The sequence below is a fragment of the Pseudomonas sp. PA-7-1E genome, assembly GCF_021605325.1.
Classification (GTDB): Bacteria; Pseudomonadota; Gammaproteobacteria; order Pseudomonadales; family Pseudomonadaceae; genus Aquipseudomonas; species Aquipseudomonas fluorescens_BV.
Map to the genome: position 1 here is coordinate 1 of NZ_WKFA01000018.1, position 25040 is coordinate 25040.

General features: G+C 61.9%; 20 protein-coding genes and 1 pseudogene. 3 read left to right on the forward strand and 18 right to left on the reverse strand.

Features of this window, described 5'->3' with window-relative positions:
• From GIW79_RS14065 to GIW79_RS14075, 3 genes and pseudogenes are all read left to right on the forward strand, one after another.
• Positions 1–812, forward strand: a pseudogene (locus GIW79_RS14065) (hypothetical protein); the annotation flags it as partial.
• A 230-nt stretch (positions 813–1042) separates the two neighbouring features.
• A complete protein-coding gene (locus tag GIW79_RS14070; protein ID WP_034126393.1) occupies positions 1043–1981 on the forward strand; it encodes a DnaJ C-terminal domain-containing protein in 939 nt (312 codons plus the stop codon).
• Between the two features lie 84 nt (positions 1982–2065).
• The gene (locus tag GIW79_RS14075; RefSeq protein WP_236455414.1) at positions 2066–7237 is read left to right on the forward strand and encodes a dermonecrotic toxin domain-containing protein; all 5172 of its coding nucleotides are present in this window, start codon (positions 2066–2068) and stop codon (positions 7235–7237) included.
• Here GIW79_RS14075 and ureC read toward each other — a convergent pair.
• The 18 genes from ureC to cbiE all read right to left on the reverse strand — a co-directional run bounded on the left by ureC (position 7234) and on the right by cbiE (position 25003).
• Positions 7234–8934, reverse strand: coding sequence for an urease subunit alpha (gene ureC, locus GIW79_RS14080; protein WP_054896378.1), 1701 nt, complete (start codon positions 8932–8934; stop codon positions 7234–7236). The genes GIW79_RS14075 and ureC overlap by 4 nt on opposite strands.
• Positions 8935–9104: 170 nt before the next feature.
• Positions 9105–9410, reverse strand: a complete 306-nt coding sequence (locus GIW79_RS14085) for an urease subunit beta (RefSeq protein ID WP_054918825.1) — start codon at positions 9408–9410, stop codon at positions 9105–9107.
• On the reverse strand, positions 9407–9940 hold the full coding sequence (locus GIW79_RS14090; RefSeq protein ID WP_034126396.1) for a GNAT family N-acetyltransferase: 534 nt from the start codon (positions 9938–9940) through the stop codon (positions 9407–9409). Before GIW79_RS14090 ends, GIW79_RS14085 begins: the two co-directional genes overlap by 4 nt.
• Positions 9941–9945: 5 nt before the next feature.
• Entirely contained in the window at positions 9946–10458 is a 513-nt protein-coding gene (locus GIW79_RS14095) for a GNAT family N-acetyltransferase (RefSeq protein WP_054918823.1), read from the reverse strand.
• 9 nt (positions 10459–10467) lie between these two features.
• Entirely contained in the window at positions 10468–10770 is a 303-nt protein-coding gene (ureA, locus tag GIW79_RS14100; RefSeq protein WP_003171437.1) for an urease subunit gamma, read from the reverse strand.
• A 158-nt stretch (positions 10771–10928) separates the two neighbouring features.
• Positions 10929–11768 carry an urease accessory protein UreD gene (locus GIW79_RS14105; RefSeq protein WP_054896382.1) on the reverse strand — a complete coding sequence of 280 codons (840 nt, stop codon included), beginning with the start codon at positions 11766–11768 and terminating at the stop codon, positions 10929–10931.
• Positions 11769–11798: 30 nt separating this feature from the next.
• The gene (gene urtE / locus GIW79_RS14110; RefSeq protein WP_060764603.1) at positions 11799–12497 is read right to left on the reverse strand and encodes an urea ABC transporter ATP-binding subunit UrtE; all 699 of its coding nucleotides are present in this window, start codon (positions 12495–12497) and stop codon (positions 11799–11801) included.
• A 157-nt stretch (positions 12498–12654) separates the two neighbouring features.
• Positions 12655–13488: an urea ABC transporter ATP-binding protein UrtD gene (gene urtD, locus GIW79_RS14115; protein ID WP_014716710.1), complete on the reverse strand. Its 834-nt coding sequence runs from the start codon at positions 13486–13488 to the stop codon at positions 12655–12657.
• Positions 13485–14552 carry an urea ABC transporter permease subunit UrtC gene (gene urtC, locus GIW79_RS14120; protein WP_034126400.1) on the reverse strand — a complete coding sequence of 356 codons (1068 nt, stop codon included), beginning with the start codon at positions 14550–14552 and terminating at the stop codon, positions 13485–13487. Before urtC ends, urtD begins: the two co-directional genes overlap by 4 nt.
• On the reverse strand, positions 14552–16054 hold the full coding sequence (urtB, locus tag GIW79_RS14125) for an urea ABC transporter permease subunit UrtB (RefSeq protein WP_054896384.1): 1503 nt from the start codon (positions 16052–16054) through the stop codon (positions 14552–14554). Before urtB ends, urtC begins: the two co-directional genes overlap by 1 nt.
• A gap of 166 nt (positions 16055–16220) precedes the next feature.
• A complete protein-coding gene (gene urtA, locus GIW79_RS14130) occupies positions 16221–17486 on the reverse strand; it encodes an urea ABC transporter substrate-binding protein (protein WP_003188149.1) in 1266 nt (421 codons plus the stop codon).
• Positions 17487–17679: 193 nt separating this feature from the next.
• The gene (locus tag GIW79_RS14135) at positions 17680–19041 is read right to left on the reverse strand and encodes a PepSY-associated TM helix domain-containing protein (protein WP_198791517.1); all 1362 of its coding nucleotides are present in this window, start codon (positions 19039–19041) and stop codon (positions 17680–17682) included.
• Positions 19042–19159: 118 nt separating this feature from the next.
• Entirely contained in the window at positions 19160–21220 is a 2061-nt protein-coding gene (locus GIW79_RS14140) for a TonB-dependent copper receptor (RefSeq protein WP_198791518.1), read from the reverse strand.
• A 93-nt stretch (positions 21221–21313) separates the two neighbouring features.
• The gene (locus GIW79_RS14145) at positions 21314–21724 is read right to left on the reverse strand and encodes a DUF2946 domain-containing protein (protein ID WP_236477380.1); all 411 of its coding nucleotides are present in this window, start codon (positions 21722–21724) and stop codon (positions 21314–21316) included.
• A gap of 10 nt (positions 21725–21734) precedes the next feature.
• A complete protein-coding gene (locus GIW79_RS14150; RefSeq protein ID WP_236453622.1) occupies positions 21735–22217 on the reverse strand; it encodes a copper chaperone PCu(A)C in 483 nt (160 codons plus the stop codon).
• A gap of 47 nt (positions 22218–22264) precedes the next feature.
• Positions 22265–22657 carry a DUF2946 domain-containing protein gene (locus GIW79_RS14155; protein WP_034126406.1) on the reverse strand — a complete coding sequence of 131 codons (393 nt, stop codon included), beginning with the start codon at positions 22655–22657 and terminating at the stop codon, positions 22265–22267.
• A 424-nt stretch (positions 22658–23081) separates the two neighbouring features.
• The gene (locus tag GIW79_RS14160; protein ID WP_054896389.1) at positions 23082–23801 is read right to left on the reverse strand and encodes a cobalt-precorrin-6A reductase; all 720 of its coding nucleotides are present in this window, start codon (positions 23799–23801) and stop codon (positions 23082–23084) included.
• The gene (gene cbiE, locus GIW79_RS14165) at positions 23798–25003 is read right to left on the reverse strand and encodes a precorrin-6y C5,15-methyltransferase (decarboxylating) subunit CbiE (protein WP_197900131.1); all 1206 of its coding nucleotides are present in this window, start codon (positions 25001–25003) and stop codon (positions 23798–23800) included. Before cbiE ends, GIW79_RS14160 begins: the two co-directional genes overlap by 4 nt.
• Positions 25004–25040 lie beyond the last annotated feature (37 nt).

The following is a 25040-nucleotide window of genomic DNA, read 5'->3' on the forward strand; positions in this document are numbered from 1 at the left end:
GCTCCGACGATGAGTTTTTCGACGCGTCGGAGTCCATGCCGGTAACGCCCTACACGGCGGAGGAACTGCGCCATATGCGTCGCGATATCCACCTTACGGCCAGCCCCAATCGCATCGGCAGTTATAACCGTGCCAATAACGGCAAATACCCGCTCAGGGACTATCAAGGCCGGGCGATCCGCATTCGCGAATTGGAGCAAGCGGTCACGATAGCTCCCGGTGTGCGCTACACCTCGGAGCAGATCAAGCCCTACATTCAATTTCAGGGCTATGAGCAGGTGGGCGCACGCTATGAAGAGAAACTCCAGCTACGTTCGTTTACGGCCCAGGACATGAAAGCGCCCGGTGAAAGCGCGTTGATAGGCCAGGCCACGGTGGTTGCCAACCGGCGTATCGCCAAGGGCGAGATCGTCGGCGTGTACGGCGGAACGGTATTGCCCATGGGGATCTTCGGACCCAGCGGGCAGACGTACACCATGAGGGTAGGAAGCAAGGAGGTCGCGCGGGGCAATACCCTGGTAGAAGAGCCGATCCACCTGTCGGGGGATAATATTATTTCCAGAATCAATACCCTCTTCGAGTATGACGCCCAGGGCAAACCGTTGCGCCAGGCCCCCAGTGGCTACAACGTTGAAGCGGTGGGCTTCAATGTCGAGGCAGACAGGTGGATGGGGGTAGGGGAGGGTGCGCGAACCAAACGCGAGAATTTGATACTGACGGCGGTATTTGCCACTGAAGACATTTCAGCGGGCGCCGAGCTGCGCATGGATTATCAGTACACAGAGGGGGCAATAAAAAACCTGTTTGCTTGATCCTACCCGAGTAAGTAAAGGGTCTGTCGTCGTAAATAGCCATATCCCATCTTGAAAGGGCGGGTTTTGCCCCAATCTTGTGGGCATATCCAGGCGGTACACAGTGATTGCACTGACCCTGTGTGCCGCCGATTAACTTATGACGCGCCCTGACATCAATTCCCAGGCTGCCAGCCATGGCGTGCCGTGTGGCGGGCTGCGCGATATCGATAACGGATGGTGATGCCCCCATGGATTTCAAAGACTACTACAAGATTCTCGGTGTCGAGCCCACGGCTGATGACAAAGAGATCAAGTCGGCTTATCGCAAGCTGGCGCGCAAATATCACCCGGACGTCAGCAAGGAAAAGGACGCCGAAGCCAAGTTCAAGGATGCGTCCGAGGCCTATGAAGCGCTTAAAAGCGCCGACAAGCGCGCCGAATACGACGAACTGCGCAAGTACGGCCAGCATGGCCAGCCGTTCCAGGGTCCACCGGGCTGGCAGAGCCGTGGCGGCTTTGGTGGTGGCCAGGACGCGGGCGACTTTTCGGACTTTTTCAGTTCGATCTTCGGCTCGCGTGGTGATGCTTTCGGTGGCGGCCAGCGCCGTCCTACCGGGCGCAAGGGCCAGGATGTGGAGATGCAGCTCACGGTCTCCCTGGAGGAAACCCTGTCCACTGAGTCCAAGCAGATCAGCTTCCAGGTGCCGCAATACGATGCCTCCGGTCGGCATGTGAGCAACACCACCAAAAGCCTGAACGTGAAGATCCCGGCCGGTGTGGCCGATGGCGAGCGCATTCGCCTCAAGGCCCAGGGCGCGCCTGGCATTGGCGGCGGGGCCAATGGTGATTTGTACCTGATCATCAAGTTTGCGCCCCACCCCAGGTTCGAGGTGGACGGCGAAAACCTGATCATCAACCTGCCGCTGGCACCCTGGGAGTTGGCGCTGGGCACGGAAGTGGCCGTGCCGACCCTCACCGGCAAGATCAACCTCAAGGTGCCTGCCGGTAGCCAGAACGGCCAGCGCATGCGTGCCAAGGGCCATGGTTTGCTGAACAAGGCCGGGCAACGCGGCTATCTGTTCATCCAGCTCAAGGCCGTCATGCCCAAGGCGGCGGATGATGAGGTCAAGGCATTGTGGGAGGCCCTGGCGCAAAAGGCTGCGTTCAACCCGCGCGAGCAGTTTTGAACGGGTCATTGATTTAGTTAGCGCCAGCCGCAAAAACGGCGTGCCTAGGATGACAACCTCTTCCAAGAAAAAGGTTGTCATCCCATGCCGGACTTTCAGGTCACCGACCCCGCCACGCCGCTTCCCGGTGAGCAGGGCCAACATTACGAGCTGATCAAACAGGCGATCCCCACTTGCCTGGTCAACAGTTCGCCCTCCCGTCGCAAGGCCCTAAAAGACACGCCGCCAGCCATTCCCCGCTGGTATGACGCTGCTTCCCAGGCACACAAAGATCAGCTCAAAGTGTTGCTGGACGCCCGTTGCGATTCGCTCAACGAACTGGAGAAAACCTTCAGTCACATACACTCGGAGCAAGCGTTTGCCCAACCCTTGTTGGAAGCCAAGCTAAAGGCTATCGGCCACGAGCTGGACGTCAATCAAACCTGGTTGCGCCTGTATGTACCGGTGGAAGATGCCTTTGGCGTAAAGACCAGTGGCTTCAGGGTCAAAACGTTCTCCCTGCTGCACGCTGCCCTTGGCAACTTTGAGCAACGCGAGACTCGAGAGGGCTATTTCGACAGTGCCTCAGGTTTCATCACCCAACCGGACGTGCGCGATCATTTCGAGCGCCACACCACGACCCTGAAGATTCATGCGTTCACCCAGCTGTGCCGAGACCTGGACCTGGGCAAGCAGTACCAGGCTCACCTCAAGGCGCAGTTGAAACCTGACCACGCCGAGTCCCAGGCCGAACTGCGCGAGCGTTATGTCCGGCACCAGAAAGCCGCCTTCAAGGCGGCAGCGTACCTGGCGTTGCTCAAGGGCGACATTGGTGACAGCGACCACGCCTTGCTGATGCGTGTGGCGGCCGGGGAAAAACACATTCTCAGCGACGGCAAGCCCATCGTGTATCGCAGCCTGAGCCTGATGAACCTGCACCTGCATGATTGCCTGGTCATCGACGCTTGCGCCAAGCCTGGCTACACCTGCTGGGTCATCGTTTATATTCCCGATGACCCCGACCATCCCATCAAGCGTTATGACACCTTCAATGACTTCAGCACTGCATTGACCGAGCGCCTGAGCGCGAAAACCACCCAGCAAGCTGACCGCTCTCAAGGCTGGAGGGCTACGCCGAACCAGCATTTTTTTGCCCGGTTCGTTGCCGACAAAGACCGCGCCTACTACTACAAACGGCTGACCGAACTGGTGCTGGACGCACCTCCCCAGCCATTTGGCGCACAGGCCTTGCGATCCGAATGGGGGCGCCTGCTCACTTCTCCGTCCTTTGCCACGCCTTCGACACTGGGCGAACCACATCCCTACGTGCGCGTGCATGCCACTGCCCCTGAATTCAACATTCGCGCTCATACCCTCGTTGACCTTTGGCAAGTTCCGGACCTGTGGACCTATCGCCTGGGCAGCCTGCGTGCCCGCCTGTTCGAGAATGCGCGGCATCGTGCGGTGAGCACCGCCGATGTCGATGAGGCCTCGCGCTCACTGCGCGCCGCGCATTACATGAGCATTGGCCTGTTCGGTCTCAACCTGGTGGCCATGGCGGTGCCACCGCTTGGCGTGCTGATGGCCGTGGCGATGGCCGGGCAAATGCTCTACGAAGTCATCGAAGGTGTCATCGAGCTGAGCGAAGGCGATCGCGAAGAGGGCTGGGCGCACATCACCGACGTGGTGGAAAACCTGGCGACGCTGGCGGTGCAGGCAGCCGTGGTGCACTTCACCGTGTCGCCGTTTATCGAGCAGCTCAAGGCCGTCACTCTCCCCAGTGGCAAGACTCGGCTGTGGAAACCCGACTTGTCGACCTATGAGCACACCGCGTCCCTACCTTCAGTGGCGGCGGATGAGCAAGGCCTGCACCGGCACAACGGCCAGACCGTGCTGCCATTGGAGGGTAAACGCTATGCCGTGCAACAAGACCCGCTGACCGAGCAATACCGCATCCTCCATCCCACGCGCGCCGAGGCCTATCAACCGATATTGAAGAGCAACGGCGCTGGCCTCTGGAACCATGAAGTGGAACGCCCGCACACCTGGGAAGGCGCCACGTTGATGCGGCGATTGGGCCCGGTGACGGAGGGCTTCAGTGATGCCGAGTTGGAGCAGGTGCGCAGCGTTGCGGCGGTGAGTGAGGACGTGCTGCGCCGCGTGCATGTGGAAGGCGAGCCGGTACCGGCGATCCTGCTCGACACCCTGCGCCAGTTCAGGGCGTATCGCGATGCGGTGAGCGTCGCCGAGGGTATTCGCCAGGGCTCGCTCAGCAGCGCACTGTGCAGCTATGCCGCATCCCTGGCGGTGGAGTTGCCTGGATGGCCAGCGAGCAAGGCGATCGAGGCATTTTCCGGCACCGAGTTGAGCGGGCCGTCGATCAAATACGGTAATCAGCAGGCTGCGGCGGCGGACACCGTGCAGGTCCACCGCGCCGAATTGATGAGCGGCCAGTTGCCCATACGCATTATCGAAGCGTTCAGCGAACCTCAGCGCGATGCTCTGGTGGGCAGTTACACCGCCCGCACACCCGAGGCGAGAACCGAGGCCCTGCAATTGAAACTCGAACAAAGGGCCATCGAGGTGCGCGAGCGGTTGATGAAGAGTATTTACGTCGAGCAGCAGCCACCTTCAGACACCTCGATTATGCTGATCCAGCGTGACTTCAGCGGTGTGCCGACGATTTTGGCGCGCGAAGTGCTGGCGGACGCGACGCCGACCGAGCGCGACACGATGAGCCGCGCCAAGCGCATTCCCCTGCGCCTCGCTGAAAAGGCGCGCCGGGCGCAGCAGCAAATGCGCCTGACCCTCGCGTATGAAGGCTTGTACCTCGATGCGTTGGCCGGCCCAGACACCGAAACCCTGGCCCTCCACACACTGCCGGCGCTGCCCGGCTGGTCGGACAATCTGCGCCTGGAAGTGCGCGAGGGTCGGTTTGAAGGCCCATTGCGTGCCAGTTTTGGCCCTCAGGAGGCGAGCAATCGCAAGGTCCTGGCACGTACGGAGGATGGACGTTATCAAGCCTTTGATGAGCGCGGTCAGGATCTGCATGGCCTCAATGGTTTCTATGGCGCCTTGCAGCACGCGTTGACCGACGCCCATCGCAACGCGATTGGCCTGCCCCATGTCGGCCAGGGTGAGCAATTGAAGGGGTTGATCCAGCAACATGCATTAGGCCGAGCACCGTTGCGCAAAGCCTTGGGCATGTCGCCGGAAAAGCTGCCGTTTTTTCGACCGCCGAGCGTGTTGCCGGGCGAGCGTCGCGGCTATCCATTGAGCGGGCGCGGTGGCACTGAGTGGGAAAAAATCACACGCGAGCGGGTCCGCAGCCTGTACCCGGAAATCACCCGGGACGAAATGCTCGCCCTGATCAACGAGCGCGGCGCGCTGGATCTGAGCTGGCTGCGTGCGTTGGAGCAAGAGTACAAGACCCTGCAGGCCACCTTGCACAACTGGTTGAGCACACCGCCCCAGGGCATGGAGGCGTTCGGTGACCAGCAACGCCAGGTGCTGAGGGCCAGGCGCAAGATTTATACGGCGCTGGATGACGCCTGGAGAAAGGTTGGCCCACGGCACTACGATCGAAATGGGCGCCTCTTGGGGCAGAAAATCGAATGGTTGGAAGAGGACCTGGCGCAGCAGCTCCGAACCTTGCCCGCACTGACTGCAAACTTCGACCATGTCAGCTACTTGGGCATTGTGGGAACCGAAGGCTCGCAGCTGACGGATGCGGATGTGCGGCCACTGCTCGCTAACTTTCGCGGTCTGCGTCAATTAGGGATCGAGGCCGCTCAACTGACACGCCTGCCGTCAGCCATCGAACAAATGCCGCATTTGGAGCGGTTGCATTTGGGCGGTAACAGTATTGTCCTTACGCCTGAAGACGTCTTGCGCTTGAAAGATCGGGTGCATCTCAAAGAGTTATTTTTGGAAATGAACCCACTCGGCTTGCCACCCGATGTCGGGCGCATGCCGCGCTTACATACCTTGCTGCTCAATGAAACAAGCCTGGTGGAGTGGCCTAGCAGTGTGTTCCGTGTGCCCAGGCCGGAAGACTTCATTCTGGATATGCGGCAGAACCCGATAGCGCGGATTCCCGAGTTCGCGCCGGGCTCGGATAAGGCATTGATTGTGGCGAAAACCTTCCTCACCCGTGGAACGCTGACGCCTGAACTGCTTGCTCAATTCAAGCGGTACATCGAGGCTGCCGGCCGGGATCCGGATCGCCAATTGCCGAAAAGGGGCGCGCGCGACAGCGAGCAGTGGAAAACCGGTTATTCGGCGCAGGAATGGCCCTCCAGGCAAGTGTTATGGGACATGCTTGAAGGTTCGTTTGGCTCTGAGGGCTTTTTCAATGTTCTTCGTGCCGTCAGAAACTCCGGGGACTCGACACTCAGGGGCGGCGTATGGTTGCCGGAACTGACCGCCAAGGTCTGGCGCATACTCGAGGCGATGGGCGAAGACGCCGAATTGCGCGAGCAGTTGTTCCTGATGGCCCGGGACCCTGCAGCCTGCGTGGACGCCGGAGCCCAGATGTTCAATGCGATGGGCGTTGCCGTGCTGCATTGGTCGGCGTACTTCAGCGAGGACGTGGCCTCCGTGCGCAAAACTGTCTTCAACCTGGCCAGGGGCAAGTGGCGGCTCGATGAGTTGGGCCGTATCGCCCATGAGCGCGTGTCCCAACTGCAGGATGACGGCGTCAAGTTTCCGGAGTACGACGCCAAAGGCGCACGCATCGATCATTACGATGCCCGCGGCAATTTGATCGCTGATATCGACGAAGTCGAGATCTACCTGGCGTACACAACGCCATTGGCAACCCGTCTGGACCTGCCCTGGCAATCGCGGAGCATGATGTTCCGCGAGGATTATGTGACGGCGCCCATGGTCGAGGAGGCATTCAACCGCGTACAGCTACTGGACCAAGGCGAGCTGCTGCGTGGCAACCTGCTGGAGCAACCGATGTGGACCGACTTTCTGCAGCGGGCTCATCCAGCTGACTACGCGTCGATTGCCGCAAAATTCGATGCACTGATTGACTATCAGGCCGCGCAGGAACAATGGGCCGCCGCAGCCAACCTCCCTGAGAGCGCGAGGCAGGCCCTGTGCCAAACCATCAGCCGGTCGGCTCAGCGCCTGGGCCGACCGGCTTCGGAAAGTGAGCCGGGGCAACTGATGTCCCAGCAAGACTACGACGACACCTTTGGTCGGATCAATGGCGAACTGATCACCTTGAACCAGACACTGACCGATCAAGCGATCCGCGCCATCCTCTAGAACAGGAAGTACCGCTGGGCCATCGGCAACACCTCGGCCGGTTCGCACCACAGCAACTGACCGTCAGCCTTGACCTGATAGGTCTGTGGGTCCACCTCGATATCCGGCAGGTAATCGTTGTGGATCAGGTCGGTTTTCTGCACGTCGCGGCAACCTTTGACCACCGCGATCTGCTTCTTCAGGCCCAGGGCCTCGGGCAGTCCGGCCGCCTGCGCGGCCTGGCTGATAAACGTCAGGCTGGTGGCGTGCAGGGAGCTGCCGAAGCTGGCGAACATGGGGCGGTAATGCACCGGCTGCGGCGTCGGGATCGAGGCGTTGGCGTCGCCCATCAGGCTCGAAGCAATGGCGCCGCCCTTGAGGATCAGCGTGGGCTTGATGCCGAAAAACGCCGGGCGCCACAGCACCAGGTCGGCCCATTTGCCGACTTCGATGGAACCGACGATATGGCTGATACCGTGGGTGATCGCCGGGTTGATGGTGTACTTGGCGATGTAGCGTTTGGCGCGGAAGTTATCGTTGCCCACGCCGTCGCCCGGCAGGGGGCCACGCTGTTTTTTCATCTTGTCGGCGGTCTGCCAGGTGCGCGTGATCACTTCGCCGACACGGCCCATGGCCTGGCTGTCGGAGCTGATCATCGAGAACGCGCCGAGGTCGTGCAGGATGTCTTCGGCGGCGATGGTTTCGCGGCGGATGCGGCTTTCGGCGAAGGCCACGTCTTCGGCAATGCTTGGGTCCAGGTGGTGACACACCATCAACATGTCCAGGTGTTCGTCGATGGTATTACGCGTGAACGGCCGCGTCGGGTTGGTGGAGCTGGGCAGCACATTGGGGAAGCCGCAGGCCTTGATGATGTCCGGTGCATGGCCGCCACCGGCACCTTCGGTGTGGTACGTGTGGATGGTGCGGCCCTTGAGCGCGGCGAGGGTGGTTTCGACAAAGCCCGACTCATTGAGGGTGTCACTGTGGATCGCCACCTGCACGTCGTAGGCATCAGCGACGCTCAGGCAGTTGTCGATGCTCGCGGGTGTGGTGCCCCAGTCTTCATGTAGCTTCAAGCCGATAGCACCGGCCTTGACCTGCTCGATCAGCGGCTCGGGCAAACTGGCGTTGCCCTTGCCGGTAAAGCCAATGTTCATCGGGAACGAATCGCTGGCCTGCAGCATCCGCGCAAGGTGCCACGGGCCGGAAGTGCAGGTGGTGGCGTTGGTGCCGGTGGCCGGCCCCGTGCCGCCGCCGATCATGGTGGTGACGCCGCTGGTCAGGGCCTCTTCGATCTGCTGTGGGCAAATGAAATGCACGTGGGAGTCGATGCCGCCGGCGGTGAGGATCATGCCTTCCCCGGCGATCACTTCGGTGCTCGCGCCGATGGCCATGGTCACGCCGGGCTGGATGTCCGGGTTGCCGGCTTTGCCAATCGCGTGGATGCGGCCATTCTTCAAGCCGACGTCGGCCTTGACGATGCCCCAGTGGTCGATGATCAATGCGTTGGTGATTAGTGTGTCGACCACTTCATGGGCGAGCAATTGGCTCTGGCCCTGGCCGTCACGGATCACCTTGCCGCCGCCGAATTTGACTTCTTCGCCATAGACGGTGAAGTCCTGCTCGACTTCGACGAACAGTTCGGTGTCGGCCAGGCGCACCTTGTCACCGACGGTGGGGCCGTACATGTCGGCGTAGGCTTGTCTGGATATCTTCATGGGTGTGTCCTCGATCGTTCCCACGTTCTGCGTGGGAATGCATCCTGTGACGCTTTGCGTCACGACGTAAAGAGCGGACGCAGAGCGTCCCTGGCGGCGTTCCCACGCGGAGCGTGGGAACGATCTAATTGCATTCCAACGGTGGGAGCTGGCTCGCCTGCGATGAGGCCCTAAAGGTCGCCCATGACTCGCCCTGCAAACCCAAATACCCGCCTTGCACCACTCAACTCCACCAACTCCACCTCCCGACGTTGCCCCGGCTCAAACCGCACCGCCGTGCCCGCCGGAATATTAAGGCGCATGCCACGGCTGGCCGCGCGGTCGAATTCCAGCGCGTCATTGGTCTCGAAAAAGTGGTAATGCGAGCCCACCTGGATCGGCCGGTCGCCGCTGTTGGCTACGCCGACGATGAGGGTGCGGCGGCCGACATTCAGTTCGATCTCGCCAGGCTGGATCTGATATTCACCAGGAATCATGCAGGTTGCCCCAGGGTCTTGAAGTAGATGGCGGTCGGGCTGTAACGCCCGTCCGGACTTTGGCAATAGTCGGGCAGTTCACCGAGCTTGGTGTAGCGCAGCGACTGGTAAAAGGCTTCGGCGCCGGAGCCGGCCTCGGTGTCCAGGTACAGCAGGCCACGCTTGTGCTGGCGCGCGGCGAGTTCCAGGGTATTCATCAATTGCTGGCCCAGGCCATGGCGACGGGCGCTGCTGTGCACCAGCAACTTTTGCACCTCGGCGCGGTTCAGGCCGTTGGCTTTCTGGCACAACGCCAATTGCACGCTGGCGATCACCTGCTCGTCGCGCACCACTACCCACAGCAGCAGGCTGGTGTCCTCGACGCCGGCTTGCACGCCGGTCAGGTAGTCCCGGGCCTGGGCCTCATCGAAGTCGGCCATGAAGCCCACCGAAGCGCCGTGCTGTACCGCGTCCAGCAACAGCTCGATCAAGCCCCGGCGGTAATGGGCAAAGCTTTCAGCATTGACTCGACGCAGTTGTGCAGCGCTCATCGATCTCACTCCTGGGGCGGTTCGGCGCCCGGATTCAACGTCAGTTGCATAAAGGTCAGGTCCAGCCAGCGGCCGAACTTGATGCCCACTTGCGGCATTTGCCCGGTAGTCACGAAGCCCAGGCGCTCATGCAGGCAGATCGAGGCCAGGTTGCCGCTTTCGATGGCGGCGACCATGACGTGCTTGCCGCGGCTGCGGGCGCGCTCGATCAGGGCCTGCATCAGGCGCGGGCCGAGGCCTTTGCCGCGCTGGTCATTGCGCACGTATACCGAGTGTTCGACGCTGTAGCGGAAGCCTTCGAAGGGGCGCCAGTCGCCGAATGAGGCGTAGCCGGTGACTTCGTCGTTGTCCACCGTGACCAGGATCGGGTACTGCTGGGCCTGGCGCGCACTGAACCAGGCCTGGCGGTTGGCCAGGTCCACCGGTTGCTCGTTCCAGATCGCCGTGGTGTTCAACACCGCGTCGTTGTAGATGGCGCGGATCGCCGGCAGGTCGTGTTCGGTTGCATCACGAATCATGGCTGCGCCTCAGGCAATGGGCTGGTGGACGGTGACCAGCTTGGTGCCGTCGGGGAACGTGGCTTCCACCTGGATATCCGGGATCATTTCCGGGATACCTTCCATAACCTGTTCGCGGCTGAGCAGGGTGGTGCCGTAGTGCATCAGGTCGGCCACCGTGCGGCCATCGCGGGCGCCTTCCATCAGGGCGGCGGAGATATAGGCGATGGTCTCCGGGTAGTTGAGCTTCACTCCGCGTGCCAGGCGCCGTTCGGCGACCAGGCCTGCGGTGAAGATCAGCAGTTTGTCTTTTTCCCGTGGGGTCAGGTCCATGGTTCAGTCCGTAGTAAGGCAGTTAAAAAGACGAGCGCTTACCCCTGTAGGAGGGAGCTTGCTCGCGAAAAACCCGAGGGCGCCGCGTGCATTCAGGATGCCCGCGTTATCGTTAACGATTTTCGCGAGCAAGCTCGCTCCTACAAAAGGGCGCATCTTCATGTGCTCCAGATTCTTGGTGCGACTGCTTCACGCCCAAACAGCGCCGGGCGTAAAAGCCGCCATAAATCAATCAACCACCCCCGCGCCAGCAGCGCTTCACTGGCCAAACAACGCGCCACCAGTAAGCCAGGCAATTGGGTCAAATCCCCGCGCACCGCATGGGGCAGTGAGCGGCATTGCTCAAGCAGTTCAGGGTCGATCTCGCCTGTCACCAGCAACGTGGCAAACACCGGTTGCCCATCCAGCCCGATAGGCGAATCCAGCAATCCATCGGCGCCCACAATGCGCTGGCGCTCATGCCAGAGCAACTGGCCGTCGCGGCGAATGTCCAGGTGCGATTGAAAGTGGCCAAGGTCGAACCGTTCGCCACTGGCCGGGCGGCCCAGAGCGACCACATCCCAGTAGAACAACCGCGCATCGCCCGACAGCTCCACTCGCGTGGTCAGTTCGGCCTGGGCGGCGCTGAATACGATGGTTTCCTGGGGCAGCCATTCCAGCGTCGCGCCGGCCTCGACGGTCAACTTGACGTGTTGAAACGCCGGGCCGCTGGCGCGGTACCACTTGGCGGCGCCGGGGCTGGTCAGTTGTGCCCAGGCACCCGTGCCCACATGGGCGCTGATGTCCAGGCGATCGCCACCGGCAATCCCGCCGGGCGGATGCACGATGATGTGCTGGCATACCTCGGGGCCTTCGGCGTACAGGTGTTTTTGCACCCGCAGCGGGCCAAGGTGGCGGCGCAGCACCGGGCGCGTGGTGTCATTGACACGCGCGTAGCCGAGTTCCAGCTCGGCGTGCCAGCTGGGCGTGAACAGGGCAGGGGTAACGGGCAGGTTCATGGCGTGTGCTTATCGTTAGGAGGCTACAGATTAGATGGTTACCAGCCCACGCACACCTTCGCGTTCCATATTTTCACCACGGCCCTGCTGCACGATTTCCCCACGGGACATCACCAGGTACTGGTCAGCCAGTTCAGCGGCAAAGTCATAGAACTGCTCCACCAACAGGATCGCCATATCGCCGCGCTCCGCGAGCTTCTTGATCACCGCGCCGATTTCCTTGATCACCGACGGCTGGATGCCTTCGGTGGGCTCATCGAGAATCAACAGGCGCGGGCGGCTCGCCAGGGCACGGCCAATCGCCAACTGTTGCTGCTGCCCGCCGGACAAGTCGCCGCCGCGTCGATGCTTCATTTGCAGCAACACCGGGAACAGTTCGTAGATGAAGGCCGGCACCTCTTTGGCTTCGGAACCGGGGAAACGTGACAGTCCCATCAGCAGGTTTTCTTCTACGGTCAGCCGCCCGAATATCTCCCGGCCCTGGGGCACGTAGGCGATGCCGGCATGTACGCGCTGGTGCGGCTTGAAGCCGGTGATGGCCTTGCCTTCCCAGTTCACTGCGCCCTCCTTGGCCGGCAGCAGGCCCATCAGGCACTTGAGCAGGGTGGTCTTGCCCACGCCGTTACGCCCGAGCAGGCAGGTGACTTCGCCGACCTTCACGTCGAAGGACAGCCCGCGCAGAATGTGGCTACCGCCGTAATACTGGTGCAGCTTGTCGACTTGCAGCATGTTCGATTCTCCTCAATTCCCCTGTGTGATCGTTCCCACGCTCTGCGTGGGAATGCCACGCTGGACGCTCCGCGTCCCGCTGCGCAACGGTGACGCAGAGCGTCACGGTATGCATTCCCACGCGGAGCGTGGGAACGATCAGCCGTTCGTGTCAGCGTTAGCGGCCGAGGTAAACCTCGATCACCCGCTCGTTTTCCTGCACCTGTTCCAGCGACCCTTCGGCCAGCACGCTGCCCTGGTGCAACACCGTCACGTGGTCGGCAATCGAGCCGACAAACCCCATGTCATGTTCCACAACCATCAACGAGTGCTTGCCGGCCAGGCGCTTGAACAGCTCGGCGGTGAATTCGGTTTCGGCATCGGTCATGCCTGCTACCGGTTCATCCAGCAGCAACAGTTGCGGGTCTTGCATCAGCAACATACCGATTTCCAGGAACTGCTTCTGGCCGTGGGACAGCAAGCCGGCGGGGCGATGCACCGAGGCGGTGAGGCGGATGGTGTCGAGCACTTCCTCGATGCGGTCCTTCTGTTCCCCGTTCAGGCGCGCACGCAGGCTGGCCCACACCGACTTGTCGGTCTTCTGCGCCAGCTCGAGGTTTTCGAACACGCTGAGGGCTTCGAACACCGTGGGCTTCTGGAACTTGCGCCCGATGCCGGCCTGGGCGATCTGCACTTCGCTCATGCGGGTCAGGTCCAGGGTCTCGCCAAACCAGGCCTTGCCGTGGCTGGGCCGGGTCTTGCCGGTGATCACGTCCATCAGCGTGGTCTTGCCCGCGCCGTTGGGGCCGATGATGCAGCGCAATTCGCCAACACCGATGTACAGGTTCAGGTCGTTGAGGGCCTTGAAACCGTCGAAGCTGACGCTGATATCTTCCAGGGTCAGAATGGTGCCGTGCCGGGTGTTGAGCCCTTTGCCCGCGACCTGGCCGATGCCAATCGCATCGCGGCCGCTGCCTGCGTCGAAAATAGGTTCAAGCATGACGTTCCTCATTTCTTCAGCAGGCCGATAACGCCCTTGGGCAGGTACAGGGTGACGATGATGAACAGCGCGCCCAGGAAGAACAGCCAGTACTCGGGGAAGGCCACGGTGAACCAGCTCTTCATGCCATTGACCACACCAGCGCCGAGCAACGGCCCGATCAACGTGCCACGCCCGCCCAGCGCTACCCACACGGCGGCTTCGATGGAGTTGGTCGGTGACATTTCGCTGGGGTTGATGATGCCCACCTGCGGCACATACAGCGCACCGGCAAGCCCGCACAACACTGCGCTCAACACCCACACGAACAGCTTGAAACCGCGTGGGTCGTAGCCGCAGAACATCAGGCGGTTCTCGGCATCGCGCAGGGCGGTGAGCACGCGGCCGAACTTGCTTTTCGCCAGGCGCCAGCCGATGTAGAGGCTGGCCACCAGCAACAGCACCGTGGCGAAAAACAACACCGCCCGGGTGCCAGGTTCAGTGATGCCAAAACCTAAGATGCTGCGGAAGTTGGTAAAGCCGTTGTTGCCGCCGAACCCGGTCTCGTTGCGAAAGAACAACAGCATCCCCGCGAACGTCAGGGCCTGGGTCATGATCGAGAAATACACGCCCTTGATCCGCGAGCGGAAGGCGAAGAAACCGAACACCAAGGCCAGCACACCGGGGGCCAGTACCACCAGGCACAACGCCCACAGGAAGTGGTCGGTGCCGGCCCAGTACCAGGGCAATTCGGTCCAGGACAAAAAGGTCATGAACGCCGGCAACTCGCTGCCTGCCGCCTGGCGCATCAAGTACATGCCCATGGCGTAGCCGCCCAGGGCGAAGAACAAACCGTGGCCCAGGGACAACATCCCGGCGTAACCCCACACCAGGTCCAGCGCCAGGGCGACGATGGCGTAACAGAGAATTTTGCCCACCAGGGTCAAGGTGTAGGCCGACACATGCAGCGGGTTGTCGGCAGACAAGAGTGAACACAGGGGCAAGGCCAGCAGCAGGAGCAGGATGACTGCACCGACTGCAATCGTGACTTTGGGGCCGGCCTTTTGCGTGGCCGTAAGCATCAATGGCTGGTTCATCAGTCGATCACCCGTCCTTTCAGTGCGAAGAGTCCTTGCGGGCGTTTCTGGATAAACAGAATGATCAGCGCGAGGATCAGGATCTTGCCGAGCACGGCGCCGATCTGGGGTTCGAGGATTTTGTTGGCTATTCCTAAGCCAAAGGCGGCCATGACACTGCCGGCCAACTGGCCGACGCCGCCGAGCACCACCACCAGGAACGAGTCGATGATGTAGCTCTGGCCCAGGTCCGGGCCGACGTTGCCGATCTGGCTCAGCGCCACGCCGCCCAAACCTGCGATACCGGAGCCGAGGCCAAAGGCGAGCATGTCCACGCGCCCGGTGGGCACGCCGCAGCAGGCGGCCATGTTGCGGTTCTGGGTGACGGCGCGCACGTTCAGACCCAGGCGCGTCTTGTTCAGCAGCAGCCAAGTGAGCACCACCACGAACAGCGCAAAGGCGATGATCACGATGCGGTTGTACGGCAGCACCAGATTGGGCAGTACCTGGATGCCGCCAGACAGCCAGGCCGGGTTCGACACTTCGACGTTCTGCGCACCGAACACCAGGCGCACCAGCTGGATCAGCATCAGGCTGATGCCCCAGGTGGCGAGTAGGGTTTCCAGGGGGCGGCCATACAAGTGACGAATGACTGTGCGTTCCAGCGCCATGCCGATGGCCGCGGTGACAAAAAACGCCACCGGCAATGCGATCAACGGGTAGAACTCGATGGCCTGGGGCACATAGCGCTGCATCATCAATTGCACCACATAGGTGGAGTAGGCGCCGAGCATCAGCATCTCGCCGTGGGCCATGTTGATCACGCCGAGCAGGCCGAAGGTGATCGCCAGGCCCAGGGCCGCCAGCAGCAGGATCGAGCCCAGGGACATGCCGCTGAACGCCTGGCCGAGGATCTCACCCATCATCAGTTTGCGTTTGACCTGGGCCAGGCTGGTCTCAGCGGCGGTGTGTACGGCGGCGTCGGCTTCCACGCCTGGCGCCAGCAGCGCCTCTAGGCGCGTGCGGGCCAGCGGGTCGCCGGTGCTGCCGAGCAAGCGCACGGCCGCCAGGCGCACCACCGGGTCGGGGTCGACCAGTTGCAGGTTGGCCAGGGCCAGGCTGAGGGCGCTGTGCACCTGCTCATCCGTCTCGGCGGCGACCTGCTGGTCGAGGAATTTAAGTTGTGCAGGCACCGCGCTTTTTTGCAGGGTGCGCGCTGCGTCCAGGCGCACCTTGGGGTCGGCGGCGAGCAGTTGCTGGCTGGCTTGCACGTTATTGATCAAACCGCGCAGGCGGTTGTTCAGGCGCACGGTCTTGGTTTCACCGTTGAGTGTGAGTTGGCCTTGCTCAAGGGCATCCACCAACTCGATACGCGTTGGGTCGGGTTGGGCGGCCCAGTCCTGCAGGAGTTTGGCTTGCTGCACCGGGTTGGCGGCAAGGAAGTCTTCGGCGTCGCTGGCGTGTGCGCCAAAGGGCAGCAACAACAGCAGGGCGAGGATGAGGCGGTGGAGGGCAGTGGGCATATAAAAATGTCCTGGTCATGCGGGGACAGTGTGGGAGCAGGCTGTGTGTAAGAGCTGGCTTGCCTGCGATGGCATCGCTGCGGTGTGTCAGGCACACCGAGTTGTTTGCATCGCAGGCAAGCCAGCTCCCACAGTGACCATGTCCCACATTCGAGCCGTGGGGGCGTTAGTTGCTCTTCACGGCATAGTCCGGTTTTTTGTCATTGCCCGGAATGTAAGGGCTCCACGGCTGTGCACGAATCGGCGCTTCGGTCTGCCACACCACCGAGAACTGCCCGTCGGCCTGGATCTCACCGATCATCACCGGCTTGTGCAGGTGGTGGTTGGTCTTGTCCATGGTCAGGGTGAAGCCCGACGGCGCAGCGAAGGTCTGGCCGCCCAGGGCTTCACGCACTTTGTCGACGTCAGTGGACTTGGCTTTTTCCGCCGCCTGCGCCCACATATGGATGCCCACATAGGTGGCTTCCATCGGGTCGTTGGTCACGGCTTTGTCGGCGCCCGGCAGGTTGTGTTTCTTGGCGTAGGCTTTCCAGTCGGCCACGAACTTCTGGTTCACCGGGTTTTCCACCGACTGGAAGTAGTTCCAGGCCGCGAGGTTGCCCACCAGCGGCTTGGTGTCGATGCCGCGCAGTTCTTCTTCACCCACCGAGAACGCCACCACCGGTACCTCGGTGGCTTTCAAGCCCTGGTTGGCCAGTTCTTTGTAGAAGGGCACGTTGGAGTCGCCGTTCACGGTGGAGACCACCGCGGTCTTGCCACCGGCGGAGAACTTCTTGATGTTGGCGACGATGGTCTGGTAATCGGCGTGGCCGAACGGGGTGTAGACCTCCTCGATGTCTTTATCCGCCACGCCTTTGGAATGCAGGAACGAGCGCAGGATCTTGTTGGTGGTGCGCGGGTACACGTAGTCGGTGCCGAGCAGGAAGAAACGCTTGGCGCTGCCGCCTTCTTCGCTCATCAGGTATTCCACCGCCGGGATCGCCTGCTGGTTCGGGGCCGCACCGGTATAGAACACGTTGGGCGACATCTCTTCGCCTTCGTACTGCACCGGGTAGAACAGCAAGCCGTTGAGTTCTTCGAACACCGGCAGTACGGATTTACGCGACACCGAGGTCCAGCAGCCGAACACCACGGCCACCTTGTCCTGGGTCAACAGTTGCCGACCTTTCTCGGCGAACAGCGGCCAGTTGGACGCCGGGTCCACCACCACCGGTTCGAGCATCTTGCCGTTCACCCCGCCCTTGGCGTTGATCTCGTCGATGGTCATCAGCGCCATGTCTTTGAGCGAGGTTTCGGAGATCGCCATGGTCCCGGACAGCGAGTGCAGGATGCCGACCTTGATGGTCTCGGCGGCCTGGACGGTCCAGGTCAAACCCATGGCGGCAATAGATGCCGACAAAGTGAAAGCCTTGATCAAGCTGCGACGCTTCATGGTGCGATCTCCGTGTACCGATAATTGTTGTGGGGCAGATACACAGGGCTTTGCAAAGGCTGTGCCTGCTACGCCAGACACGGTTTACCGGCGGGTTCGGGAGGTAAAGCCGCTCCGTGGCGCACCAGGTTGGCGCCACGGAGGCCGTTGAGTGCACGGCAGGCTTCAAAAGAGGGCGTTGCGCGACAATGCTTCAGGCGGTTGCGCTGATGCGTGACAGCAACAAGCGATCCAGCGCCCACACCAGGACCAACGAAGCCCCTACCAACGGGAAAATGATCGCCAGCCCGAGCATGATCGCCATCGCGGTTTTCCACTTGGGCAGGTCATGGCGCAGCGGCGGCACACCCAGCCCGCCTTGTGGCCGGCGCTTCCACCAGATCACCACGCCGCTGACCGCGCTGAGCAGAATCATCAGGCAGATCACCAGCACGATCAGTTGGTTGACCCAGCCGAACATCTTGCCCTCGTGCAGCATCACGCCGGTTTCGGTGGCCCGTGCGACTAGGTTGTAATGATCCCAACGTACATCGGCCAGGACCTTGCCGGTGTACTGGTCCACGTGCAGGGTGGCGTCGTTGCGCGGGTCGTCGGCGAACACCGCGACGGTGAATACACCGGTGGCGGTGGTGGGGAAGGTAATGCTGTAGCCAGGCTCGACCTTGCGTGCGTTGGCCAGGTCGACCACCTGTTGCAGACGCACCGTGGGTGCGGCCGGGCCTGCGTGCATTGCGCCGTGATTCATATGCTCGGCGTGGTCGCCGGACATTGGCATCGGCGTGTTTTCCAGGGCCCAGGGCACGGTCTGCTGGGTGGCGGTGTTGAGCACACGGGCCTGCTGGTCGGACTGCGGCACGCTGTTCCACATCGCTGCCGGGAAGGTGTTCCACAAGTCGGCGTATTGCTTGCCCCAGAACCCGGTCCAGGTCATGCCGCTGAGCAGCATCACCAGCAGGAACGCCGCGCCCCAGAAGCCGGCGACAGCGTGCAGGTCACGCCAGAACACCCGACCACGGGTATTGAAGCGAGGCCACAGAATGCCTGCAGATGACTTGCCCCGCGGCCACCACAGGTACAGGCCGGACACCACCAGCATCACGCCCCAGCCGGCGGCGAGTTCGATCAGGCGATCGCCGACGGTGCCGATCATCAGTTCGCCGTGCAGGGCGCGGACGATGGCTTGCAGGTTGTTGTTTGCGTCCTGCTCACCGAGGACGGTACCGCGATAGGGGTCGATGAACACCGTCACTTCGTGGGCGCCGTTGCGCATCACGAACTGCGCGCTGCGAGTGGCATCGGCAGGGGGCAGGTATTTGCTGATCGCGGCGTGGGGGTAGGCGGCCTGGGCGCGCTGCAGTTGCTCGTCGGCGCTCAGCGCGTGTTCGGCGGCGGGCACGGTGAGCAGGTGGCCGTACATCAGCGGGTCGAGCTGGGGTTTGAACAGGTAGATGATGCCGGTGAGGGCCAGCAGCACCATGAAGGGGGCGACGAAGAGACCGGCGTAAAAGTGCCAGCGCCAGGCCAGGTTGTAGAAGGAAATTTTTTGTGTGGTCATCGGGTGCTCCGCATAAGGCTTTTGATTTTTCTTGGTCTGTTACACCGCCATCGCAGGCAAGCCAGCTCCCACAGGGGACTGTAATCCACCTGTGGGCGCAGGCTTGCCTGCGATGCTTTTAGAAGCTCATGTCCACCTTGGTCCAGAGCGTACGCCCGGGTTCCTTGATGGCCTGCGGGTCGTTGGCTGGGTAACCGAAGCCTGCGTTACCGGCCAGATTCAGATGCTCGGCATAAGCCTTGCCGAACAGGTTGTCGACCCCGGTGCTGACCTTGAAGTGCTTGTTGATGCGGTATGCCGCGTTCAGCGAGAACACGCCGAAGCCGCCACTCTTGTCGTAGTCCTTGCCGACCACGTTGCCTTTGTTCGGGTCGATACGGTGTTGCGCTGCAACCACCCGCCACAAGGCGCCGGCGCTCCAGTCGTCCTCGCTGTAAGTCAGGCCCAGGCGCGTGTCCAGCGGTGGCATTTGTGGCAGGGCCTTGCCGTCGCTGCTGTTCTTGCCCCAGGCATAGGCGAGGCTGGCGTCGGCTTTCCAGTGTTGGCTCAGCTTGTATGCCGCGCCCACTTCGCCGCCCATGATGCGTGCGTCCACATTGCGCGCCTGGGAGGTGGTGCCCATCATGCCGGGCCTGTAGTCGAACAGGATGAAGTCGCGCACCTGGCCGACATAGCCCGACACCCAGGCTTCCAGGTCGGCGCTCTTGTATTGGGCACCGAAGTCGAGCTGGGTGGTTTTCTCAGGCTTCACGCCGTCGAAGGCATTCACCGAACCGGCCGCGCCGGTGTTGGGGGAAAACAGCTCCCAGTAATCCGGGAAACGTTCCGCGTGGCCCAGGCCGGCATACAGCGTGGTGGGGCTGTCCGCCAGGTCGTGCTCATAACGCACAAAGCCCGAGGGCAATGTATCGGCGCGGGTGTCGCCGGCGGTCGGGTTCGGGCGCGACATCATTCCCGAGCCGGTGCGTTGACGGAAGTCCTTGGCCGAGGCGCGGTCCAGGCGTGCGCCGGTGATCAGGCGATCGTTGTCGGCGGCGTACCAGGTCAGTTCGCCGAACACACCGTAGTTGTGGAAATTGGCGTCCTTATTGCGCGGCAGATCCTTATACGTGTCGATGCCCATGCTGCTGCGCGCACGGTGTTCATTGGTCTGTGCATCCAGGCCGCTGATCAATTGCACATCCGCCCAGCGCCAGGTGGCCTTGATGCGTGCGCCAAGGGTGCGGCGGTCGACGTTGGACGCCATGGGGCCCGCCATCATGCCGGTGCCCGAAGGGACACGCAGGCTGTAGTTGTCCATCACATGGTCGGCGTAGTTGTAGTAGACCTGGGCCTCGACCTTATCCAGCACCTCGCCGATATTGGATTTCTCGAAACGCAGCCCCAGGCTTTCGCGCAGGAACTGCGAGCCGTCCATGCCGCGACCGGCGTAGCGCGCTTCACCATCGCCACGCCCGGCGGTGAGTTCCAGCAGGGTGTCGGCGTCGGGCGTGAAGCCCACAGCCACGTCACCGTTCCACTTGTCATAGCGCGAGGCGACGGTGTCGTTGTTGCCGTCCTTGTAATCGTCGGCGTGGGCCTGGTTGCCGATCACGCGCACATAGCCCAATGGGCCGCCGGCAGCAGCATCGATGACCTTGTCGAAACGCCCGTTGGAACCGGCCAATACGCTGGCGTTGACCCGCGTGCCCAGCTCGCCGAATTGCTCGGGTTCACGGTCGAACAGGATGGTGCCCGCTGACGCGCCCGGGCCCCAGAGCACGGTTTGCGGGCCTTTGATCACGGTGAGCTTGTCGTAGGTTTCCGGCGAAATATACGAAGTTGGCGCATCCATGCGGCCCGGGCACGCGCCGAGCATCATGCCGCCGTTGGTGAGGATATTCAGGCGCGAGCCGAACATGCCGCGCAGCACCGGGTCGCCATTGGTGCCGCCGTTGCGCACCAGGGCGAAGCCGGGGATGGTCTTGAGGTAGTCGCCACCATCGCTGGCGGGCACCGGTTGGCGAGGGTCTTTGGGGTTGGTGACCACGGTCAGCGGTGAGCTGGGGGCGATCGCGGTGATGACGGTAGGGCTCAGCTCATGCTCGTCGGCGTGAGCGTGGGCAGCCAATAGTGCGCCGCATAAGGCGGTGAGCAGGGCAGTACTTCCCAAACGGGTGTCAGCAGAAAACCTGGACATGACAAATTCCATCAATCAATCGTAAACAACACGGCCAGCAGCCTGCGGCTGTCTGTCTAAAGTCGGCCGGGGTGAAGTAACGCGGTGAAGGGCTTACGAAACGACAGGCGGCGCGCGGCTGCGGGCTCCGGGGAAGATGCTCTGCCGGGCATGGCCCAGGCGCGTGGCGGGGGTGAGGGCGTTGGCGGGCGGCGGGGTGCCGAGGGTTACGTAGGAGACGCTGCCGGGCAGGGCCGGGCAACTGAACAGCAAGCTGCAATAGCCGCATTTTTCCCAGAGAACATGATGCTCGTCGGGGGCTTTGCTGTGCTGCGCAGGTTCACCATGGCAGTTGGGCATGTCCATGGTCATGGTCATGGTCATGGACATGCTGGCGTGATGATCCATCGGCATCGCTTGGGAAATCAGCGGACCGATAAAAATCATCAGCATGGCGAACAGGCTGATCCAACTGCCGCGCATCAGGCGGCGGTGGGGAGACAACCTGGCGCGAGGGGCGCCCATCGGGTTTGGCTTACTGGGCGTGCATATGCTCGTGGCCGGCCATTGGCGGCGCTTTGTGCACCGACACTTGCACCTGGACCTTGCCGGCGTTTTCGAAGGTCAGGGTCAGCGGGAATTGCTTGCCGTCGGCCAGCAGGCTGCGGTCTTTGAGGCCAAGCAGCATGACGTGATAGGCCATCGGCGCGAAGGTCAGTTCACCCTTGGCCGGTACGGCAACGCTGGGCACTTGTTGCATCTTCATCAAATCGCCTTGCATCACGTGCTCATGCAGCTCGGCTTTTTCGGCAACGCTGGTTTCAACGCTGAGCAGGCGATCCGGGGCCGCCCCGGTGTTATGAATTACAAAGTAGGCGGCGACGGTAGGCGCATTCGGTGGCAACTCCTGAGACCAGGGGTCGCTCACCAGCAAATCGCCGGCCTTGTAGTCTTCGGCATTGGCAGCACTGAACACCGGCAGCAGCAACGCAGCCAGAAGCAGGGAAGATTTAAGCATGGCAGTTCTCCAGAACGGTTCTAAACGCAGTTCACTTGCGAAGAAGATCAGACCGTTGGAGAAGCGCGGGGGTTAAGGCTCGGCCATTGCTGGCGCGGGGTTGGATTGCGCAATAAGCGCGGCGGCAAGTTCTGCACCGCCTCGAAGCGCGTCACATACAACTGCGGCACATGCCCCGGCAACGCCACCAACGGCGCAGAACCCGAGCAACACCAGCAATGCTGCATGGCGGAGTGATCGTCCGGCGGTGCGGGAATTTCCAGCTTGCCCAGGGCAATCGCCTTGAGGCTCGCGCCATTGGACGAACAGAACCCGCCCCACATCAGACGCTTGACCGGGTCATCGGTCTGCTGCATTGCACTGGCCAACGGCATGGCAAACGCATTGAACAGCACTGCAAGGCAGGCGATCCAGGCAATTGCAAAGCGTTGACGGGCCATGGCGGATAATCCGTAGGGTTAAACGATCAGGCGGGTATTTAGCCTGATCGGGGGGGATAAGTAAAAAGGGCGGGTGTGGTTTGGTGTCGCAGTGTTGGGTTTGAGGATAGACGAGAACGGCCGCTTGCCAATTTTGCAGAAAGGACGCGGCGCACCAGGCGGGCTGATCGTTCCCACGCTCTGCGTGGGAATGCCGCGTTGGACGCTCTGCGTCCGCTTTTAAAGCCGTGACGCGGAGCGTCACAGGATGCATTCCCACGCGGAGCGTGGGAACGATCAAGTCAGGTATAGGGCTTTTTCCAGCCAATGGTTGCGCAGTTGATTGAGCTAGCGCCTTGGCTGGCTGATCTACTACCGTCATTTGATAACGCAATTCCAAAGTGTGGGAGCGAGCAAGCACGCTCCCACATTGGATAGGTGGTGTTTAGAAAAGAGTGATTGCTTGTAGCAACGCCGGCACTGCTGTGAACTCTCGATCTACGGCAGCCAACACCGGCCGCTTCAACACCAGCACCGGCACCCCACGCTCACGCGCCACTTCCAGCTTCGGCTCGGTGGCGGTGCTGCCGCTGTTCTTGCTGATCAGCACATCAATCCGCCGTTCTTCGAATAACGTCCGTTCATCCTCGATCAAAAACGGCCCGCGTGCGCCGATCACCTCACAGCGCTCGTTGCCGGGATACACATCCAGCGCGCGCAAGGTCCAGAACTGCTCGGCGGGGATTTCGTCGAGGTGCTGCAAGGGTTCGCGACCCAAGGTGAACAGCGGGCGCTTGAAGGGTTTGAGCGCTTCGACCAGTTCGGCCCAGTCGGCGACCTCTCGCCAATCATCCCCCGGCTGCGGCTGCCAGGCTGGGCGTCGCAATGCCCAGCAAGGCACATCGCTCAATTGCGCCGCTTGGGCCGCGTTTTGGCTGATCTGCGCTGCATACGGATGGGTGGCGTCAATGATCAGGCTGATACGTTCGTCACGAATAAACTGCGCTAACCCTTCAGCGCCTCCGTAACCCCCGACACGAACCTTGCAGTTCAGGTCGGTTGGTACGCGGCCCACGCCGGCCAGGCTGTAGATATGCTGCGGCCCCAGGGTACGGGCGATGGCCAGCGCTTCCGTGACCCCGCCCAGTAATAGCATCCTTTTCATAGCGGCTTGATCACTTCCAGCAACGTGATCGGCAGCGCCTGGCGCCAGGTATCGAACTCGCCCAGGGGCTGCGCCTGGGCCACGTGGATGCGGGTCAGTTCACCGCCATGCTCGGCGCGCCAGTTCATCAAGGTCATTTCGCTTTGCAGGGTCACGGCATTGGCAACCAGGCGGCCACCGGGGCGCAGGTGTTGCCAGCAGGTGTCGAGCACGCCGTCGCGGGTGACGCCGCCGCCGATAAAGATGGCGTCCGGCGTTTCCAGGCCGCTTAACGCCTCCGGCGCCTTGCCGCGAATCAGTTGCAGGCCGGGCACGCCGAGGGCGTCGCGGTTGTGTTCGATCAGGCTTTGTCGGCCTGCGTCGGCTTCGATCGCGAAGGCGCGACAGCTGGGATGGGTGCGCATCCATTCAATACCGATGGAGCCACTGCCCGCGCCTACGTCCCATAACAGTTCGCCCGGCATGGGCGCGAGGCGGGCGAGGGTCATGGCGCGCACATCGCGTTTGGTCAGTTGGCCATCGTGTTTGAAGGCCGAGTCCGGCAAGCCGGCAAGACGCGACAGACGCGGTGCGTTCGCATCCGCCAGGCAGTCGATGGCGATCAGGTTCAAATCGGCAACCGCCGTGTGCTCCCACGCTTGCGCGTGCCCGTCGATACGCCGTTCAGCCGGGCCGCCCAAATGTTCAAACACACTGATGCGGCTGGAGCCAAAACCACGTTCGACCAACAACGCGGCAATCAAGGCGGGGCTGCTGGCATCATTGCTCAACACCAACAAGCGCACGCCACTGGCCAGATGCGCATTAAGTGCCGCCACCGGACGAGCCACCACGGATAACGTCACCACCTCCTGCAACGGCCAGCCCAGGCGCGCCGCCGCCAGGGATACCGACGATGGCGCGGGCAAAATCAACAACTCTTCAGCTGGCACTTGCCGCGCCAGGCTGGCGCCGACGCCATAGAACATCGGATCGCCACTGGCCAGAACGCACACGGGCTCCCCGCGCCGCGACAACACTGGCTTCAGGGAAAACGGGGTCGGCCACACCTGGCGTTCGCCACGAATACACACCGGCAACAGGTCCAACTGGCGTTGGCCGCCTATAATCCGCGTGGCGCGCAACAGGGCATGCCGGGCATTTCTGCCCAGGCCTTTGAAGCCGTCTTCACCGATGCCTACAACCGTCAGCCAGGGCGACATATCAATTCCTTGAACGACATCCGACGGGCAGGCTTTT

Bases quoted from the DNA above. Each gene is read 5' to 3' on its own strand.
- GIW79_RS14135 (WP_198791517.1), bottom strand. From the start codon at position 19,041: ATGACCACACAAAAAATTTCCTTCTACAACCTGGCCTGGCGCTGGCAC.
- urtA (WP_003188149.1), bottom strand. From the start codon at position 17,486: ATGAAGCGTCGCAGCTTGATCAAGGCTTTCACTTTGTCGGCATCTATT.
- GIW79_RS14140 (WP_198791518.1), bottom strand. From the start codon at position 21,220: ATGTCCAGGTTTTCTGCTGACACCCGTTTGGGAAGTACTGCCCTGCTC.
- GIW79_RS14075 (WP_236455414.1), top strand. From the start codon at position 2,066: ATGCCGGACTTTCAGGTCACCGACCCCGCCACGCCGCTTCCCGGTGAG.
- urtE (WP_060764603.1), bottom strand. From the start codon at position 12,497: ATGCTGCAAGTCGACAAGCTGCACCAGTATTACGGCGGTAGCCACATT.
- urtC (WP_034126400.1), bottom strand. From the start codon at position 14,552: ATGAACCAGCCATTGATGCTTACGGCCACGCAAAAGGCCGGCCCCAAA.
- GIW79_RS14085 (WP_054918825.1), bottom strand. From the start codon at position 9,410: ATGATTCCTGGTGAATATCAGATCCAGCCTGGCGAGATCGAACTGAAT.
- cbiE (WP_197900131.1), bottom strand. From the start codon at position 25,003: ATGTCGCCCTGGCTGACGGTTGTAGGCATCGGTGAAGACGGCTTCAAA.
- ureC (WP_054896378.1), bottom strand. From the start codon at position 8,934: ATGAAGATATCCAGACAAGCCTACGCCGACATGTACGGCCCCACCGTC.
- GIW79_RS14095 (WP_054918823.1), bottom strand. From the start codon at position 10,458: ATGATTCGTGATGCAACCGAACACGACCTGCCGGCGATCCGCGCCATC.
- ureA (WP_003171437.1), bottom strand. From the start codon at position 10,770: ATGGACCTGACCCCACGGGAAAAAGACAAACTGCTGATCTTCACCGCA.
- GIW79_RS14070 (WP_034126393.1), top strand. From the start codon at position 1,043: ATGGATTTCAAAGACTACTACAAGATTCTCGGTGTCGAGCCCACGGCT.
- GIW79_RS14160 (WP_054896389.1), bottom strand. From the start codon at position 23,801: ATGAAAAGGATGCTATTACTGGGCGGGGTCACGGAAGCGCTGGCCATC.
- GIW79_RS14090 (WP_034126396.1), bottom strand. From the start codon at position 9,940: ATGAGCGCTGCACAACTGCGTCGAGTCAATGCTGAAAGCTTTGCCCAT.
- GIW79_RS14150 (WP_236453622.1), bottom strand. From the start codon at position 22,217: ATGCTTAAATCTTCCCTGCTTCTGGCTGCGTTGCTGCTGCCGGTGTTC.
- GIW79_RS14145 (WP_236477380.1), bottom strand. From the start codon at position 21,724: ATGGGCGCCCCTCGCGCCAGGTTGTCTCCCCACCGCCGCCTGATGCGC.
- urtD (WP_014716710.1), bottom strand. From the start codon at position 13,488: ATGAGGAACGTCATGCTTGAACCTATTTTCGACGCAGGCAGCGGCCGC.
- GIW79_RS14105 (WP_054896382.1), bottom strand. From the start codon at position 11,768: ATGAACCTGCCCGTTACCCCTGCCCTGTTCACGCCCAGCTGGCACGCC.
- GIW79_RS14155 (WP_034126406.1), bottom strand. From the start codon at position 22,657: ATGGCCCGTCAACGCTTTGCAATTGCCTGGATCGCCTGCCTTGCAGTG.
- urtB (WP_054896384.1), bottom strand. From the start codon at position 16,054: ATGCCCACTGCCCTCCACCGCCTCATCCTCGCCCTGCTGTTGTTGCTG.